This is a genomic window from Bacillus sp. FJAT-18017 (assembly GCF_001278805.1).
GTDB lineage: Bacteria > Bacillota > Bacilli > Bacillales > Cytobacillaceae > Bacillus_D.
The window spans coordinates 2,187,764-2,204,280 of sequence record NZ_CP012602.1; the positions used below are offsets into that span (position 1 = coordinate 2,187,764).

Here is a 16,517-nt window from a genome sequence, read left to right on the forward strand (position 1 = left end):
ACTCAATATAGAAGAAATGGAATTGGAGGTACAACTTATGAAAAGGAAGTGGAGGGCATTTCCAAAATGCCTTTTGGTTATGTTGTTATGCCTTCCTGTGCTTTTTGGGCCAGGAGAAAAAGCAGAGGCGTTCAGCAATCAGGTCATTCAGCATGGTGCGATTGGAGAGGATGTGATTGAGCTCCAATCAAGGCTGAAATACATTGGATTTTACACGGGGAAGATAGATGGGGTTTTTGGCTGGAGGACCTATTGGGCTCTAAGGAATTTCCAATATGAATTTGGATTGCCTATAGACGGTATCGCAGGCAAGGACACTAAGGCAAAGCTTGTAAAAACAACAAAGTATAACGCCAAAGGTGCAGGCGGGAAAAATACATCCGCACCCGCCAAGCCTACTGCAACAAATGTTCCAAACGGCTTTTCGCAAAATGATATTAAACTCATGTCAAACGCGGTTTATGGAGAAGCGAGAGGGGAGCCTTATGAAGGCCAGGTTGCAGTTGCGGCGGTCATTCTCAACAGGCTTGAAAGCTCAACTTTTCCAGATACCATTTCAGGAGTTATTTTTGAACCACTCGCGTTTACCGCTGTAGCGGATGGACAAATTTGGCTTACACCGAATGATACGGCAAGAAAAGCTGTAATGGATGCGATCAATGGCTGGGATCCTACGGGGAATGCAACATATTACTTCAATCCCGAAACAGCAACTAGCAAATGGATTTGGTCAAGGCCCCAAATCAAAAGGATTGGCAAGCATATATTCTGTAAATAAGCGGGTGAAGAAATGGTTAGAAACGTGATAATCGTAATCCTTGTAATTGCCCTAGCTGGAACCGGCTACTGGGGTTATCAGGAACATAAAGAAAAGACAGCAGTACTGATTAACGCTGAAAACACCTATCAGAAGTCGTTTCATGAACTTACCTATGAAATCGATTTACTTCACGATGAGATAGGATCAACGCTAGCAATGAATTCCCGTAAGTCATTATCTCCTTCTCTGGCTGAAGTATGGAGAATTACGGCTGAAGCCCGCCAGAATGTGGGGCAACTTCCCTTGGCGCTGCTTCCATTCAATAAGACAGAGGAATTCCTTGCTAATGTAGGTAACTTTAGTTACAAGGCAGCTGTAAGAGATTTGGAAAAAGAACCTTTAACCGATACAGAATATAAAGCCCTTGAAAACTTGTATAAGGAGGCAGGCGACGTCCAAGAGGATTTACGCAAAGTTCAGCATATGGTCCTGAAAAATAATCTTCGCTGGATGGATGTAGAGCTTGCACTGGCTTCCGGAAAGGAAAACGGGGACAATACCATTATTGATGGATTTAAAACGGTTGAAAAAACAGTCTCCGGTTATGATGAAACTGATTTTGGGCCAGGTTTTGTTGATATGAAGAAAAATGATGCTAACTTTAATAATCTTCCTGGCAAAAAAATCACAAAAAAAGAAGCGGTCTCTATTGCAAAAAAATACATCGGATTTGATGGGAATGCTAAAACAAAGGTGACGGATAATGGTAAAGGGTCTGATTACGGTTTTTACTCCGTTACCGTAAACAATCAGGATACCGGAATGGAAGCGATGATGGATATTACTCAGAAAGGCGGGTATCCAATTTGGTTCTTAAATAATAGGCCAGTTAATAAGGCATCCATTTCCTTAAATGATGCTGGCAATAGGGCACTCGCATTTCTCAAGGAAAATGGTTTTGCTTCAATGGAACTATTTGAAAGTGCCCAATACGATTCTGTTGGCGTTTTTACATTTGTTACTAAAATAGATGACATTAGAGTTTATCCCGACTCGGTTAAAGTGAAAATTGCCCTGGACGATGGCACGCCTGTCGGATTATCTGCTGAAGATTATTGGAAGAACCATAAGAATCGAAAGCCTGAAAAACCAGCACTGCCTCTTGCGGAAGCCAGGAAGAAAATCAATCCAAAGCTAACAGTTATGGAGGAACGGCAGGCAATCATTGTCAATGATGTTAGACAAGAAGTACTTTGTTATGAATTCCTTGGTACCCTTGGTGATGATTCATACCGGATTTACATTAATGCAATGAATGGGGATGAGGAGAAGATTGACAAACTGAAAGAAGCCGAAGAATTATACGAAGATGCTTTATAGCTTTCTCAACACCCTGTTTTAAAAATGCGGCTGTGGACGATACTGTAGGTAAATTTTATCCCACTCTTAACCGGCAGTAAGACCCCCACCTTAAGATTCAAAGGAAGCGAAGAAGATAGGTGGGGGATCAACTGCCCGTAAAAGTCCGATTGGTGAATTAAAGTGAAACTTGCCGCAGTGCCCTTCAGCGGCTTAGTTGAACCAATCGGGCTCCGCGCGGCTATCCATCAGTGTGGGATGAGGAAAACCCTTTATTGAAAAGAGAGGTGCCATGAAAACCGTTGAACGTATCCTCTTGAAAATTGCCGTTATTCAGTTTCTGTTTTTACTTTTGTCCCAGTTGATTTTTCATTGGTATGGTCTTTTGCCTGGGGTGCTTCCAATATCAAAATATGAAGGGACAGAGGCCGGAACCTATTCGGAATTTCTGCAAACCTTTCAAGGAGAGTAGGGCAGGATATTCCTGCCCTTCTTTTGTTATTTAATTTAATTTATATAGGCTAAATTATGTTTAAAAGTATGGTAAAATAAATAATTGTCAGCAAGTACTATAATAAGATGAACTAAGTCATTGGAAGCCCTGGAGAGCTGCTGCCCGGGAAGTATGTAACCGCCTTGGTTAGCCCCCAGATAAGCGCAGTAGGGCATGAAGGAAAGCCATTCTTTACTTCACTTAAGGGTGGATGCGTTCTTCACGGACTAGGTGCTAAAAGAACTCTCGGGCGCCATAGCACTTCAAGCGAAATTAACTGGTAAAACTAAAAGTTCATCTTTTATAAATGAGTAATGGAAAAGGTACAGGAGGATTTATGGAAACGAAAATTTCAATCGCAATTGATGGCCCTGCAGCGGCAGGTAAAAGTACAGTAGCTAAAATACTGGCTGAAAGGCTCTCTTATATTTATATTGATACTGGAGCGATGTATAGGGCTCTTACCTATAAAGCACTGAAAAATGGGGTTGACCTCGAAAATGAAGAAAGCTTAATTGATATGCTGCTTAGCTCAACTATTGAGCTTTTTCCTTCAGAAAAAGGGCAGCTCGTATTTCTTGATAAGCAAGAGGTAACCTCTGATATACGAACTTCAGAAGTTACCAACTCGGTATCCATTGTGTCGAGGCATCGCAAGGTTAGGGAAGAAATGGTACGGAGACAGCAGCAATTCGCTGAAAATGGCGGCGTTGTTATGGATGGCAGAGACATTGGCACACATGTCCTTCCAAATGCAGAAGTAAAGGTGTTTTTACTTGCCAGTGTTGAGGAACGGGCTTCAAGAAGGCATTCCGAGAATCTATTAAAAGGTTTTGAATCAGATCTCGAAACGCTCAAAAGAGAAATTGCGGCAAGGGATAAACTTGATTCGGAACGGGAAGTCGCACCGTTAGTCAAAGCTGCAGATGCAGTTGAAATTGATACAACATCCCTTTCGATTGAAGAAGTTGCTGACTCGATAATGTCATTAGTGAAGGAAAGAGTGGGAAAATAATGGCGTTCTATGATTTTGCAAAAAACGTTGTCAAGCTAGCCCTTAAGCCTGTATATAGGTATGAAATAATTGGCCAGGAGAATGTACCTAAGGATGGCGGAGTCCTCTTATGTTCAAATCATATCGAGAATTTTGACCCCCTATTGGTTGGAATCACCACCAAACGCCCGGTTCATTTTATGGCCAAGGAAGAGATTTTTAAAGTGCCAGTGCTGAAGAATGTCGTGCTAATGTGCAACGCTTTTCCTGTGAAACGGGGAATGAGTGACCGGGAAGCATTAAGAAAAGGATTAAATGTTTTAAAGGAAGGAAAGGTTTTAGGTTTGTTTCCAGAGGGAACTAGAAGCAAGACGGGGGAATTGGGCAAGGGTCTGGCAGGTGCCGGATTTTTCGCACTCCGTTCAAGTGCGCATGTAGTTCCATGCGCCATCATCGGCCCCTATAAGGCTTTTTCCAAATTAAAAGTCGTTTATGGCAAGCCAATTGATATGGAAAAAGTAAGAATGGAAAAGGCTTCTGCCGATGTTGTAACTGAATTAATCATGTCGGAAATACGTAAACTTATTGATGAACACAAAGGTGTTTCCGCTTGACAAAAAAGTCCTTTTGTAAGAAGTTATTAAAAAAGGATATTTTTTAGAATATTCGATAGAATTGCAGCCGAAGATGCGTGCTGTGTATCTGCATGGCTCTGCATCTGTATTTCAAATGGGCAGCCAATGGTTAAGGAGGAGTACATATGTCGGAAGATATGAATCAGATTGAAGTAGGATCTTTTGAGATCGGGGATCGCGTGACTGGGCAAGTGACTAAGGTTGAGGAAAAACAAGTTCTCGTAGACATCCAGAACAGCAAACTTGACGGAATCATTCCTATTAGCGAATTGTCCAGCATCCATATTGAAAAAGCATCGGATGCTGTTGCCGAAGGCGATACACTTGAACTGGAGGTCCTTAAAGTTGAAGAAGAGGCCCTTATCCTTTCCAAGCGCAAGGTAGATGCTGTCAAAGCGTGGGACGAGCTTGAACAGAAATTCCAAAGCGGCGAAGTCTTCACCGCTGAGGTAAAGGATGTTGTAAAGGGCGGCCTCGTAGTTGACCTGGGAGTCCGTGGATTTGTACCTGCATCCCTGGTTGAAGCTTACTTTGTAGAAGACTTCTCCGACTATAAAGGGAGGGAGCTGTCCTTTAAGATTGTCGAGCTTGATAAGGAAAAGAACAGGCTCATCCTATCCCACCGTGCCGTGGTTGAAGAGGAAAAAGGCAAAAAGAAACAAGGCTTGCTGGAAAACCTCCAGCCTGGTCAAGTAATCGAAGGAACAGTTCAAAGGATTACTGACTTTGGCGCGTTTGTAGATATTGGTGGAATCGACGGTCTTGTCCATATTTCCCAGCTTTCGCATGAACATGTTGAAAAACCAGGCGATGTTGTTGAGGAAGGGCAACAGGTACAAGTGAAAGTCCTAAGTGTAGACAGGGATAATGAAAGAATTTCTTTATCAATTAAAGAAACTCTTCCAGGGCCATGGTCAAATATCGCTGAGAAGGCTGCTAAAGGAAGCGTCCTAACTGGCACCGTCCGCAGAATTGTATCGTATGGAGCTTTTGTTGAAGTCTTCCCTGGTGTTGAAGGGCTTGTGCATATTTCCCAGATTGCACACAAGCACATTGCAACTCCTCATGAGGCTTTAAAAGAAGGCCAGGAAGTACAAGTAAAAGTTCTGGAAGTCAGTGAGAATGATCAGCGGCTCAGCTTAAGCATTAAGGATTTACTGGAAAAGGATTACGAGGAAAATACCGACTATGAATTGCCAGAGGAATCAAAAGGCTTCCAGCTTAGCGAACTGCTCGGTGACAAGCTCAAAAATCTTAAAAAATAATAAGATTCATTTTAAAGGCCTCTGCTATCGCGGAGGCCTTTTATTTTACATCATTTCTTGTAATTCATCTTCCTTGCTTCCTCGGGTGTTTGAAGCCCTGTAGCACCTGGGTAACCTAAATCCTGATCACGGTCTGATTCGACTCTGCCGCTTTCCCTCAGCTTTTTTTCCTGCCTGTCCTTTCCCATAATTCACACCTCCTTATTGTTAAAATGAATCATTAAACAAAGATTATTCTTCGGGTATGAAAGTACATAGTACCTGCCGATAATGGGAATGTTAGGAGGAGGATATATGGCAGGTCTTTTGTTTTATCTAACTGCATGGTGTCTATGGATTTATTCAACCTTTTTTCTTGAACGTAAATCGCCCCAAAGGCTGGGCATAGCTATCGCTATTCTGGCAGTCATTATTCTTGCGCCTTACCAAGTGCAGGTAATGAGCCTAAATATTAACATTGGCTCTCTGTTGCTCTTTTTCTACTCACTTTCTTTTTTAAGAGGAGAAAAGGTGTCAGACATTGCATATTTTTATGTCTGCTCATTAATACTCTCGATTGCATACGGTGTCATTCAGATGTTTTTCCTTTTTGACCCGGTTATCTTTTTTGTTGATAAAGATATTCTTTCTGCTTTTATCATGGGAATCCTCGCAATTTTCTTAAGAAACTCGCTCGCAAAACGTTTCCTTTTAGTTTTATTTGCATCATTGCAAGGCGAATTCCTCACTTCAATTGTTCTTGTGCAGTTTGGATTTCCGTATGAGGCTGGCGGGTACGTTTTTTTGGATTATACCGCCACAGCAGGTTTATTGATCATTTTTTGGAGTGCTTTCGAAACAACTGCTTCTATCTTAGGAACTATTTTTAAACCAATTGAAAGGGGCAATAAGCTTCCTCATGACTGAATACACGTATCCCATACTGGCAGGGCTTATTGTAGGTTTGATTGCTCGTCTGTACATGCTGCGTACTGACTATCGCCAGTATCCAACATATCTTCATGGTAAAATTATTCATGTTGCAGTTGGCTTTATAGCAGCTGGACTTGGGACTGTCGTTGTTCCTTCTATTATGGAGAAAGAATTTACGGCAGTGACATTTTTAACGATTGCCGCCTCGCAATTTCGCGAAGTCAGGAATATGGAGCGGAATACACTAAGTGTGCTTGATGAGTATGAGCTCGTAAAACGTGGGAACACGTATATAGAGGGAATTGCGGTTGCGTTTGAAAGCCGGAATTACTTGGTGATCCTCACTTCCTTTGCCGTAACGTTTGCATACTTGTGGATAAATTTAGTTGGCGCAATTATTGCTGCCATACTTGCGCTTATAGCGGTAAAGTTCCTGATGTCGGGGGGGACTATTGAAAAAATAGCCGATATCGAATATGTACAGCCCCGATTTGAAGGCCCTGGTTTATATGTTGATACGGTTTATATGATGAATATTGGTCTTCCTGCCCGCAGGCAGGAAATACTTGAGAATGGAATGGGTTTTATTTTAAAACCGAAGAATGCCAACTCGAAAATTACTTTGTCTAATTTAGGTCAACGGCAGGCAATTCTCCATGATGTCTCGACTGCTCTTGGAATTTACAGGGATTCAGGTACTCCGGCGCTCGTTCCTTTGGCAAAAAGGGATCTCAAGGATGGACGCCTGGCAGTTTTTGTTCTCCCTCAAGAAAGGGATAAACAAAAAGCAATTGATATTATTGGAGCAGTTCCAACGCTTGAGAATGCCATTCGGATGCCTTCGAAAAAATTACAAGAGTAGTGAGGGATGATCGTGAGCCTTGAAAAGTTCATATTAGCTGTGGTGACCACCAATCCTGCTAAAGTTTCCGGAGGAGCAAGTGTTTTTCATTGTTCGGGGAAAGAGGAAATGGATACCATGACAGCGAACCTCGAAGCGATCCTTGATGGAATAGCGCATGCACTGGGTGAAGAGTTATATATTATTGTAAAGCACTGACTCTACAATAGTTTTAATTGCGCGGATGGACGAACATTGGTACTATAATGAAGAGTTAAGCCCTTCCTATGAAGGGTTTATTTTGGTAAAATACAGTTTTTATCCTTATGTTTTTGGCTAGGTTAACAACACTGGTGATTTCCGCTCCAGGCGCTTCGCTTTCCGCGGGCGGTCTGGGAGCCTCTTCGGCTTAGCGCCTGTGGGGTCTCCCACTGACCTTTTCTCCCGCCAGGACGTTGAATAATCTTCCCTGAAAAAGCACCGCAGGAGAAAATGCGAATGCATTTTCGAACGAGTCTTCGCGCCTTACGCTCCAATCAACTCTGGTTATAATATCATTATCGATAAACATTGCCATGATTATTAGGATGCAAAAATCTGAAGTAACCGAAAATAGGCAGATGCCTGTTTTTAGAATGTAAATTAAGGGTGAGTTGAATGGTAAAACCAACAATTGCAATTGTCGGACGGCCGAACGTAGGCAAATCAACGATTTTCAATAGAATAGTCGGAGAAAGAGTCTCTATTGTAGAGGATATTCCAGGCGTGACCAGGGATCGTCTCTATAGTTCTGCAGAATGGCTTGCACATGATTTCAATATTATTGATACAGGCGGCATAGATATCGGCGATGAACCCTTCCTTGAGCAAATCCGCCAGCAGGCCGAAATTGCTATTGAAGAAGCAGATGTCATTATTTTTATTGTGAATGGCCGTGAAGGCGTTACAGCTGCCGACGAAGAAGTGGCAAAGATACTTTACAAAACGAAAAAGCCAGTTGTTCTGGCAGTAAATAAAATCGATAATCCGGAAATGAGAGCGGAGATTTACGATTTTTATGCACTTGGCTTTGGCGAGCCTTTTCCAATTTCAGGCTCTCATGGTCTTGGTCTGGGTGACCTTCTTGATGAAGCTGCAAAACATTTTCCAAAAGTTGAGGAAGTAGATTTTCCTGAAGATGCTATTAAATTCAGCTTAATCGGGCGTCCGAATGTCGGAAAGTCTTCCCTGGTAAATGCCTTGCTAGGGGAAGAGCGGGTCATTGTCAGTGATATTGCCGGTACAACCCGTGATGCAATTGACTCGTTGTATGAATTTGATGGACAGGAATATGTCATTATCGATACAGCAGGGATGAGAAAAAGAGGCAAGGTATATGAAAGCACTGAAAAATATAGTGTACTCCGTGCACTAAGGGCGATTGAACGGTCAGATGTTGTCCTGGTGGTATTGAATGCCGAAGAAGGTATTCAGGAACAGGATAAGAATATTGCTGGATATGCCCATGAAGCGGGCAGAGCGGTAGTTTTAGTCGTAAATAAATGGGATGCCATTGAAAAAGATGAGAAAACCATGAAAGAGTTTGAACTTAAAATTAAGGACCATTTCAAATTTCTTGACTATGCTCCAATTGTCTTTTTATCTGCTAAAACAAAGAAAAGGGTTCATTCGCTGTTACCTGTAATCAACATGGCAAGTGAAAATCATTCGATGAGGGTGCAAACGAATGTACTGAACGACATCATAACAGATGCGGTTGCCATGAATCCTACTCCAACTGATAAAGGGCGCAGGTTAAAAATTTACTATACGACTCAGGTAGCCGTGAAGCCGCCTACATTTGTCGTTTTTGTAAATGACCCTGAAATGATGCACTTTTCTTATCAACGTTTCCTCGAGAACAGAATCCGTGACGCATTCGGCTTTGAAGGCACACCTATCAAAATATTTGCAAGAGAAAGAAAATAAAGTAAAGGTTGTGATTTTTTATGCATATGCAGAGTGGGGAAATCGCTGTATTAGGTGCTGGCAGCTGGGGAACAGCACTTGCAATCGTGCTTGCTGATAACGGGCATAACGTAAAATTATGGAGCCACAACCCTGACCAAGTACAAGAAATTAATGAATCAAGGACAAATGCAAAATATTTGCCTGGAATCGAAATACCAGCCTTAATCGAAGCTGTGTCTTCGATAAGTGATGCACTACAGGGCACTGATACCGTTGTTTTAGCCGTACCAACAAAAGCAATAAGAGAAGTTGTTGGCAAAATGAAATCGGTACAAAACTCGCCCGTGACGGTTGTACATGTGAGTAAAGGAATTGAGCCGGATTCCCTGCTTCGGATTTCGGAAATGATCCAAGAGGAAATGCCATCTGAATCTGTAAAAGCAATTGTTGTGTTATCAGGACCTAGTCATGCGGAGGAAGTTAGCTTAAGGCACCCGACAACGGTCACTGTTTCTTCAGAGAATATGGAAGAGGCAGAGCGGATACAAGATTTGTTTATCAACCAAAACTTCAGAGTATATACCAATCCAGATGTTATCGGTGTTGAAATAGGCGGTGCATTGAAAAATATTATAGCCTTAGCTGCAGGAATTACAGATGGGCTTGGTTTTGGGGATAATGCCAAAGCAGCGTTAATGACTAGGGGGCTCGCGGAAATAGCAAGGCTTGGCACGAAAATGGGAGCCAATCCATTAACTTTTTCGGGGCTGGCTGGTATCGGTGATTTAATCGTAACCTGTACAAGTGTTCATTCAAGGAACTGGCGGGCTGGAAATATGCTAGGCAAAGGGCAAACTCTTGAAGATGTACTTAACAACATGGGAATGGTTGTTGAGGGGGTGCGGACAACTAAGGCTGCGCACCAGCTGGCAGCGAAATATGAAGTTGAGATGCCGATTGCTGATACATTATATAAAGTGCTATTTGAAGGGCTTCCTGCCAAGGATGCGGCTGATTTGTTGATGGCCCGCAACAGGACACACGAGATGGAAGACTTAACGAATATCTTAAATGACAATTAATTTACGTTTATAATTATTAAACATGGGCTTTTTAGAGATGCATTTATTTTTCTGTCTGCATACAATGCAACGAAACATTTTAGTGAATTGTTGTTTGGGTATAGTCGTACCATAATTGAGCAAGGACTCGCCCCCCTTGCTCTTTTTTTATAATTAAATTTGTTCTTATCTGAGAATTAGTTCTATAAGCAGCAGATTCGGAAAGTAATAGTTGTTCCCGCGGGAAGAACGCTGTGATATAATATTGCTTTGTAAAAGGGGGGTATATGTTTGTCACCAGCATTGATGAAAATGTGGATTTCGTTTGTTGGAATGGGCCTAATGGCTATTTCTTTGCTTACAATCTACCTGAGCAGATTTAAATTAAAAGGCGTTCTTCGTATAATAACAGCAGTAATAGCTTATGGGCTGATGGTGCTTTCCGGCATTATTATTTTCCTGGTCGTCATGAGCGGGCCGACAAGTGAATAGAACTACATAATCCAAAGGATTGATTACATGTTAAACAAATTGAAATTTTCGCTATCGGTTTTTCTTATTGTAACCCTTTCCGGCTGCATGTATCCAAGTGAGGATCTTGCACAAAACCAAATTCCATATAAAGAACAGATTGATTCTGTTCAGTCTGCGGTTGATCGTTTTCAAGAAGATAATGGGGGCATTCTTCCAATTAAAACGAAGGATATGGAAACGCCTATCTATGAAAAATATTTGATTGACTTTAACAAAATAGCTCCTAGATATATTGATTCGCCGCCAGGTAATGCCTTTGAGAGCGGAGGTATTTTCCAATACGTATTAATTGATGTAGAAACCAACCCTACCGTCAAGCTTCTGGATTTGAGAATTGCCGACAAGATTAGAGAAATAAAAATTCGTATAAGCGCAAGTGGCTTTCCTCCTTATAAAGACAAGATAGCCCCAAATGTTTATACCATGAATTTTAAAGAGCTTGGCTACAAAGAGGATCAATTTGTAATTAGCCCTTTTACACAACAAAATTTACCGTTTGTAGTAAATGGGCAAGCTGAAGTATACGTCGATTATCGCAGTGATATTTACCAGGCTCTAAAAAAGTCAGACAAAAACTTTAAAAAGGGCGATGACATACGGAGCATTCTTACAGATAACTCTATGTTCGTTCCTGCCTACTCATTACCATATACGATTGATGATAAAGGAGAGCCTGTTTTTATCCAGAACAAAGGACAGTAAGCCCGTTGATTCAAGCTTCTGAGTTAAAAAAGCTAATGCTTAATACCCGTATAAAAGTTAGAGGTTCATGCCTTGGAAAAATGATTTTGGTTCCTTGCGGCTAATAATCGGTGAGAAAGATAAAGATTTGCTTTCTTAAAAACTAGCAATCAATCAATTGCAAATGGTAAAAATTCATAAACGAAAGTCATAACCCTTTTTCTGTGAAATATATTTACAGGAGAAGGGTTTTTTTCATTATGTTTGCTTCCCTTGCTGGGGTTAAGACCGGTTTATTCCGGAATAATGGGTTTTCCGGAACAGGAGGTAAAAATAAATAGCAAAACTAGCATAAAAGGATAGGACAACGTCATAAACATATACTGTCCAAAATTACCTAAATGGATACTATTATCCCACTAACTCTAAGATCGGGAGGGGATCTCTTGGAAAGGGTAGATATTTTTAAAGATATTGCTGAACGTACAGGCGGCGATATTTATCTGGGGGTTGTTGGGGCTGTCCGCACCGGCAAATCCACATTTATCAAAAAGTTCATGGAACTCGTAGTACTGCCAAATATGGCAAATGAGGCGGACCGGGCAAGAACGCAGGATGAGCTGCCGCAAAGTGCGGCGGGCAAGACAATCATGACTACTGAGCCAAAATTCGTCCCAAATCAGGCCGCAACAGTGTTTGTCGACGAGGGGCTTGAGGTAAATATCCGTCTGGTAGATTGTGTTGGCTACACAGTCCCAGGTGCAAAAGGGTATGAGGACGAAAATGGTCCGAGGATGATAACCACACCATGGTATGAAGAACCTATCCCGTTCCATGAGGCTGCTGAAATCGGAACGAGAAAGGTCATCCAGGAACATTCGACAATCGGGGTAGTTATCACAACGGATGGGACGATTGGGGAAATTCCGCGCAGCTCCTACCTGGAAGCTGAGGAACGAGTTATCAATGAACTTAAAGAGGTTGGCAAGCCGTTCATTATGGTGGTAAACAGTGCCCAGCCGTATCATCCGAATACGGAAGCACTTCGAGCCAGCCTTGCTGAAAAGTATGATATTCCAGTACTCGCTATGAGTGTTGAAGGTATGCGGGAAGGAGACGTACTCAATGTATTGAGAGAAGCGCTTTATGAATTCCCTGTCATTGAAGTAAATGTTAACCTTCCAAGCTGGGTTATGGTACTCAGGGAAAATCATTGGCTTCGTCAAAGCTATCAGGAAGCTGTGAGGGAAACGGTTAAGGATATTAAAAGATTAAGAGACGTGGACCGTGTTGTAACCCAATTCAGTGATTTCGAATTCATTGAAAGGGCGGGGCTTGCCGGAATAGAAATGGGCCAGGGTGTCGCAGAAATCGATTTATATGCACCTGATGAACTTTACGACGAAATCCTTAAGGAAATAGTCGGAGTGGAGATCAGGGGCAAGGATCACCTGCTTGAGTTAATGCAGGAGTTTGCACATGCGAAAGCAGAATATGACCATATTTCCGATGCACTTAAAATGGTCAAACAAACAGGGTATGGAATTGCTTCTCCTTCATTGGCGGATATGAGCCTCGAAGAGCCAGAAATCATCAGGCAGGGTGCCAGGTTTGGAGTCAGGCTGAAAGCCGTTGCCCCATCCATTCATATGCTAAAGGTAGATGTTGAATCAGAATTTGCCCCAATTATCGGGACAGAAAAACAAAGCGAAGAATTGGTTCGCTACCTTATGCAGGATTTCGAGGACGATCCGCTTTCTATCTGGAATTCAGATATTTTTGGCAGAAGCCTCAGCTCCATTGTCAGGGAGGGTATCCAGGCGAAAATTTCGCTTATGCCTGAGAACGCCCGCTATAAGCTAAAAGAAACGCTGGAGCGCATTATTAACGAAGGATCGGGCGGTCTGATTGCGATCATACTCTAACAATTAAAAATATGCTACGGTATAGGCTCCTTTATGGGGCCTTTTCTTTTTTTCTCGCAACCCTCAGAATACTACCTCTTTGTGGAATGTAAAAGGTTTAGCCCGAGGGTAGGAGAGGGGGTGAATATTGGTTAGCTCGCTAAAAATAGCGAAAATTCCCCAGCGATATTTCTTGAAATAAGATTAAAACTTGAGATGAAGGGGAATGAAGAGTGTGGAGAGCCCGGCTTCTGAATGTTAAAAACGGATATTTTTCGCGCATTTCCTTAATTTTCGACATTTTAGAGGAAAATTCGTCTTTTATATGAAAAGATTTCCACTATTTACGGGAATAATCTTGATATGCTGTTTTTAATGTGATAATCTACTAACAGAATTATCCTCATGAAGCACAAAGCTTAATTTCATTGGGTTTCTTTCAATTTTTTAAGTAAAAATGATTGAAATCCAGCGAGGCTTCATTTATGATAAGCCTTGTCAATAAAATACGAGCATACGTATAGAATTGATGAAATTTGTTTAGAAATGTAGATAAGTATTCTTATCTGCTACTGGGCAAATCATTTGGGAGGAGGTGAATGGCATGAACAAAACAGAACTAATCAATGCAGTAGCTGAGGCTAGCGAACTTTCTAGGAAGGAAGCAACTAAAGCTGTTGATGCAGTGTTTGATTCCATTTTGGATGCTTTGAAAAATGGTGATAAGGTTTCCCTAATCGGTTTTGGTAACTTTGAAGTTCGTGAGCGTTCCGCTCGTAAAGGCCGCAACCCGCAAACTGGCGAAGAAATCGAAATCGCTGCTAGCAAAGTTCCAGCTTTCAAACCAGGTAAACAACTCAAAGACGCAGTGAAATAATTACATATTAATGTGCTTTGGGCGCAAAAAGGCCATGGAGAAATCCATGGCCTTTTTCATTTAGCTTAAATTATAGTCTGTTGATAACTCATGATGTTTGATAACAAGCCAGCTTCAACCATCACATGCGATTCGTATCCTGATGAGTTTTCCCTGGATAGGGTAGAAACATATCGTTTTGCCTGAGATTAAAGGGTTATGCTAATATGAAGAAGACTTGCTAGAATACATAGGGGGATACATACATGTCGGAAGTAGATAAAGCCCGGATTGAGGAAGCGGTTAGAACGATTCTTGAAGCAATTGGTGAGGATCCGGACCGGGAAGGGCTGCTGGATACACCAAAGCGCGTTGCAAAAATGTACGAAGAGGTTTTTAGCGGGATGCATCAGGACCCGAGAGAATATTTTGAAACCATTTTCGGGGAAGAACATGAAGAGTTGGTCCTCGTTAAAGATATACCATTTTACTCAATGTGCGAACATCATCTTGTCCCCTTTTTCGGAAAGGCGCATGTGGCTTACATCCCGAGAAATGGGCGTGTTACGGGACTAAGCAAATTGGCGAGAGCCGTAGAAGCTGTTGCAAAAAGGCCTCAGCTGCAGGAGCGAATTACATCTGAGGTTGCAAATAGTATTATGCAAACTCTTAAGCCGTATGGGGTAATGGTTGTTGTTGAAGCTGAGCATATGTGCATGACGATGCGAGGAGTTAAAAAGCCGGGCTCCAAGACAGTTACATCTGCTGTAAGGGGTATTTTTAACGAAAATGCAATCGCCAGATCTGAAGTCTTGTCTTTGATTAAAGAATAATCCAATACATTTTGCGGAGGCGGAAGCATGGAAAAAAAGACGCAGCAGGCAGGAGATTTTGTAGTAATTAAAGCAATTGATGACGGGGTTAGTGTGATTGGTTTAACTAGAGGAACTGACACGAAATTTCATCATTCTGAAAAACTGGACAGGGGAGAGGTCCTGGTTGCCCAGTTTACTGAGCATACTTCAGCAATCAAAGTAAGGGGTAATGCAAAAATACTCACAGCTTTTGGGGAAGTTGAGAGTGAGGCAAAAAAATAAGTGTAAGATGGAACGGATGTCTTCCCGTTCTTTTTGTTTGGAACTTATTAATTGGTGAATTTGTCACGATCTAATTAAGGGTAATATAACCATTTAAAAAGCGATTACTTCAGTTTGCCTTCACAAATGATTAAAGTGCGTCAGGGAAGACTCAGTCACCTGCTGTGAAATTATAGCTAATAAGGGAATATATTGATGGCAATCTGAAATTTCGACAAATTTCATGGGTCGCGTTTTAATATTTTGTGAAACCTACCCATAAGGAAAATAATTTATGATATAATGATGTCTGCTATGTTTAGGGAAAAATAAAGATACAGCTTAAGAAAGTGCTGCCCGAAAATGGACAGGCACAACAGCTCAAGATGTACCCGGGGTGATAAGAGTGCATGACCATACTATTATAAAAAAAGTCAGTGAGGTTAAGGCCCTGATTGAACAGAAGGTGCTTCATCCTTATTTGCTTCAGCATATTGAAGTTCCTGTCATCGACGAAGATAAGCTATTGCTGCTAGTTTCTAGAATGGAAGGGCTGGGTCTTTCCCACAATGAACAAATGAATTATGCACTAACAGCGATGCTTGTTCAAATCGCCCTGGATACTCATGAACATGTTACAAATAAAAAGGCCTCGTTCGATTTAAAGGAACGTCAACTGACTGTTCTCGCTGGAGATTATTATAGCGGGCTTTATTATAAACATCTTGCCGAGTCCGACGATATCCTGATGATTCGTGCACTCGCCAAAGGTATAAAAGAAGTAAACGAAAACAAAATCCTTTTTTATCAAAAGGATTTTCCATCAATGGATCATCTTTTAACTAGTGTAATGAATATTGAAGCATCCCTTCTTGCCCGTTTTTCAGATTATTTCGGTGGAAGTCCATGGAAGACGTTTGCAGAAGGTTTCCTGCTTTTGAAAAGAATGCTTACTGAACGGAAATTGTATAGCGAGAAGGGGTTCAGTCCGTTTTTTGAAGCAATGGAATCACTACCATCTTCTGAACCTGGCGTATCTTTCCTGGAAAGGCTTGATAGGGGAATTGCTGGTCTGGCGACAGATGTTAAAGCTAGAGCCAAGTCATTAACTGATATGAATGCAGTTTTGCAAACCAGGCTGGATGAGTTGGCAGCCGATATAAGCCAGTTGAAAATTTTTGTGGAAGAAGGGTAGC

Annotated in this window: 19 protein-coding genes; 18 read left to right on the forward strand and 1 reads right to left on the reverse strand. The window is 41.7% G+C overall.

Features of this window, described 5'->3' with window-relative positions:
* Positions 1 to 79 precede the first annotated feature (79 nt).
* The 6 genes from sleB (at position 80) to rpsA (ending at position 5,506) form a co-directional block, all read left to right on the forward strand.
* Positions 80 to 778: a spore cortex-lytic enzyme gene (gene sleB, locus AM500_RS10085; RefSeq protein ID WP_231688169.1), complete on the forward strand. Its 699-nt coding sequence runs from the start codon at positions 80 to 82 to the stop codon at positions 776 to 778.
* 12 nt (positions 779 to 790) lie between these two features.
* The gene (gene ypeB / locus AM500_RS10090; protein ID WP_053599096.1) at positions 791 to 2,140 is read left to right on the forward strand and encodes a germination protein YpeB; all 1,350 of its coding nucleotides are present in this window, start codon (positions 791 to 793) and stop codon (positions 2,138 to 2,140) included.
* A 271-nt stretch (positions 2,141 to 2,411) separates the two neighbouring features.
* Positions 2,412 to 2,591, forward strand: a complete 180-nt coding sequence (locus tag AM500_RS10095; RefSeq protein ID WP_053599097.1) for a DUF5359 family protein — start codon at positions 2,412 to 2,414, stop codon at positions 2,589 to 2,591.
* Between the two features lie 358 nt (positions 2,592 to 2,949).
* The gene (cmk, locus tag AM500_RS10100) at positions 2,950 to 3,627 is read left to right on the forward strand and encodes a (d)CMP kinase (RefSeq protein ID WP_053599098.1); all 678 of its coding nucleotides are present in this window, start codon (positions 2,950 to 2,952) and stop codon (positions 3,625 to 3,627) included.
* Positions 3,627 to 4,220 (forward strand): lysophospholipid acyltransferase family protein, encoded by a 594-nt coding sequence (locus AM500_RS10105; protein WP_053599099.1) that lies wholly within the window; start codon positions 3,627 to 3,629, stop codon positions 4,218 to 4,220. Before cmk ends, AM500_RS10105 begins: the two co-directional genes overlap by 1 nt.
* A 146-nt stretch (positions 4,221 to 4,366) precedes the next feature.
* Positions 4,367 to 5,506 carry a 30S ribosomal protein S1 gene (rpsA, locus tag AM500_RS10110; protein ID WP_053599100.1) on the forward strand — a complete coding sequence of 380 codons (1,140 nt, stop codon included), beginning with the start codon at positions 4,367 to 4,369 and terminating at the stop codon, positions 5,504 to 5,506.
* A gap of 50 nt (positions 5,507 to 5,556) precedes the next feature.
* Here rpsA and AM500_RS24965 read toward each other — a convergent pair whose 3' ends face one another.
* Positions 5,557 to 5,694, reverse strand: a complete 138-nt coding sequence (locus AM500_RS24965) for a YpzI family protein (RefSeq protein WP_082347191.1) — start codon at positions 5,692 to 5,694, stop codon at positions 5,557 to 5,559.
* Between the two features lie 106 nt (positions 5,695 to 5,800).
* Here AM500_RS24965 and AM500_RS10115 point away from each other — a divergent pair, with 106 nt between their 5' ends.
* From AM500_RS10115 to AM500_RS10170, 12 genes are all read left to right on the forward strand, one after another.
* The gene (locus AM500_RS10115; RefSeq protein ID WP_053599101.1) at positions 5,801 to 6,412 is read left to right on the forward strand and encodes a YphA family membrane protein; all 612 of its coding nucleotides are present in this window, start codon (positions 5,801 to 5,803) and stop codon (positions 6,410 to 6,412) included.
* Entirely contained in the window at positions 6,405 to 7,280 is an 876-nt protein-coding gene (locus tag AM500_RS10120) for a YIEGIA family protein (RefSeq protein ID WP_053599102.1), read from the forward strand. The genes AM500_RS10115 and AM500_RS10120 overlap by 8 nt, the downstream gene beginning before the upstream one ends.
* 12 nt (positions 7,281 to 7,292) lie before the next feature.
* Positions 7,293 to 7,478: a capping complex subunit for YIEGIA gene (locus AM500_RS10125; RefSeq protein ID WP_053601683.1), complete on the forward strand. Its 186-nt coding sequence runs from the start codon at positions 7,293 to 7,295 to the stop codon at positions 7,476 to 7,478.
* Positions 7,479 to 7,916: 438 nt separating this feature from the next.
* Complete coding sequence (gene der / locus AM500_RS10130) at positions 7,917 to 9,227, forward strand: ribosome biogenesis GTPase Der (RefSeq protein WP_053599103.1); 1,311 nt, start codon at positions 7,917 to 7,919, stop codon at positions 9,225 to 9,227.
* A gap of 26 nt (positions 9,228 to 9,253) precedes the next feature.
* The gene (locus tag AM500_RS10135; protein WP_231688170.1) at positions 9,254 to 10,291 is read left to right on the forward strand and encodes an NAD(P)H-dependent glycerol-3-phosphate dehydrogenase; all 1,038 of its coding nucleotides are present in this window, start codon (positions 9,254 to 9,256) and stop codon (positions 10,289 to 10,291) included.
* 270 nt (positions 10,292 to 10,561) lie between these two features.
* Positions 10,562 to 10,762, forward strand: coding sequence for a DUF2768 domain-containing protein (locus AM500_RS10140; RefSeq protein ID WP_053599105.1), 201 nt, complete (start codon positions 10,562 to 10,564; stop codon positions 10,760 to 10,762).
* 27 nt (positions 10,763 to 10,789) lie between these two features.
* Positions 10,790 to 11,506, forward strand: coding sequence for a hypothetical protein (locus tag AM500_RS10145; RefSeq protein ID WP_053599106.1), 717 nt, complete (start codon positions 10,790 to 10,792; stop codon positions 11,504 to 11,506).
* A gap of 425 nt (positions 11,507 to 11,931) precedes the next feature.
* The gene (gene spoIVA / locus AM500_RS10150) at positions 11,932 to 13,410 is read left to right on the forward strand and encodes a stage IV sporulation protein A (RefSeq protein WP_053599107.1); all 1,479 of its coding nucleotides are present in this window, start codon (positions 11,932 to 11,934) and stop codon (positions 13,408 to 13,410) included.
* Between the two features lie 583 nt (positions 13,411 to 13,993).
* Positions 13,994 to 14,266, forward strand: coding sequence for an HU family DNA-binding protein (locus AM500_RS10155; protein ID WP_043933595.1), 273 nt, complete (start codon positions 13,994 to 13,996; stop codon positions 14,264 to 14,266).
* 245 nt (positions 14,267 to 14,511) lie between these two features.
* Positions 14,512 to 15,078: a GTP cyclohydrolase I FolE gene (folE, locus tag AM500_RS10160; RefSeq protein ID WP_043933597.1), complete on the forward strand. Its 567-nt coding sequence runs from the start codon at positions 14,512 to 14,514 to the stop codon at positions 15,076 to 15,078.
* Between the two features lie 27 nt (positions 15,079 to 15,105).
* Positions 15,106 to 15,342, forward strand: coding sequence for a trp RNA-binding attenuation protein MtrB (mtrB, locus tag AM500_RS10165; RefSeq protein WP_053599108.1), 237 nt, complete (start codon positions 15,106 to 15,108; stop codon positions 15,340 to 15,342).
* A gap of 385 nt (positions 15,343 to 15,727) precedes the next feature.
* Entirely contained in the window at positions 15,728 to 16,516 is a 789-nt protein-coding gene (locus AM500_RS10170; RefSeq protein ID WP_053599109.1) for a heptaprenyl diphosphate synthase component 1, read from the forward strand.
* Position 16,517: the final 1 nt, after the last annotated feature.

Excerpts from the sequence above, each read along its gene's own strand:
- AM500_RS10105 (WP_053599099.1), top strand. The coding sequence starts at position 3,627 with ATGGCGTTCTATGATTTTGCAAAAAACGTTGTCAAGCTAGCCCTTAAG.
- AM500_RS10120 (WP_053599102.1), top strand. The coding sequence starts at position 6,405 with ATGACTGAATACACGTATCCCATACTGGCAGGGCTTATTGTAGGTTTG.
- AM500_RS10135 (WP_231688170.1), top strand. The coding sequence starts at position 9,254 with ATGCAGAGTGGGGAAATCGCTGTATTAGGTGCTGGCAGCTGGGGAACA.
- AM500_RS10115 (WP_053599101.1), top strand. The coding sequence starts at position 5,801 with ATGGCAGGTCTTTTGTTTTATCTAACTGCATGGTGTCTATGGATTTAT.
- der (WP_053599103.1), top strand. The coding sequence starts at position 7,917 with ATGGTAAAACCAACAATTGCAATTGTCGGACGGCCGAACGTAGGCAAA.
- sleB (WP_231688169.1), top strand. The coding sequence starts at position 80 with ATGTTGTTATGCCTTCCTGTGCTTTTTGGGCCAGGAGAAAAAGCAGAG.
- cmk (WP_053599098.1), top strand. The coding sequence starts at position 2,950 with ATGGAAACGAAAATTTCAATCGCAATTGATGGCCCTGCAGCGGCAGGT.
- AM500_RS10145 (WP_053599106.1), top strand. The coding sequence starts at position 10,790 with ATGTTAAACAAATTGAAATTTTCGCTATCGGTTTTTCTTATTGTAACC.
- rpsA (WP_053599100.1), top strand. The coding sequence starts at position 4,367 with ATGTCGGAAGATATGAATCAGATTGAAGTAGGATCTTTTGAGATCGGG.
- AM500_RS10155 (WP_043933595.1), top strand. The coding sequence starts at position 13,994 with ATGAACAAAACAGAACTAATCAATGCAGTAGCTGAGGCTAGCGAACTT.
- AM500_RS10095 (WP_053599097.1), top strand. The coding sequence starts at position 2,412 with ATGAAAACCGTTGAACGTATCCTCTTGAAAATTGCCGTTATTCAGTTT.
- ypeB (WP_053599096.1), top strand. The coding sequence starts at position 791 with ATGGTTAGAAACGTGATAATCGTAATCCTTGTAATTGCCCTAGCTGGA.
- AM500_RS24965 (WP_082347191.1), bottom strand. The coding sequence starts at position 5,694 with ATGGGAAAGGACAGGCAGGAAAAAAAGCTGAGGGAAAGCGGCAGAGTC.
- folE (WP_043933597.1), top strand. The coding sequence starts at position 14,512 with ATGTCGGAAGTAGATAAAGCCCGGATTGAGGAAGCGGTTAGAACGATT.
- mtrB (WP_053599108.1), top strand. The coding sequence starts at position 15,106 with ATGGAAAAAAAGACGCAGCAGGCAGGAGATTTTGTAGTAATTAAAGCA.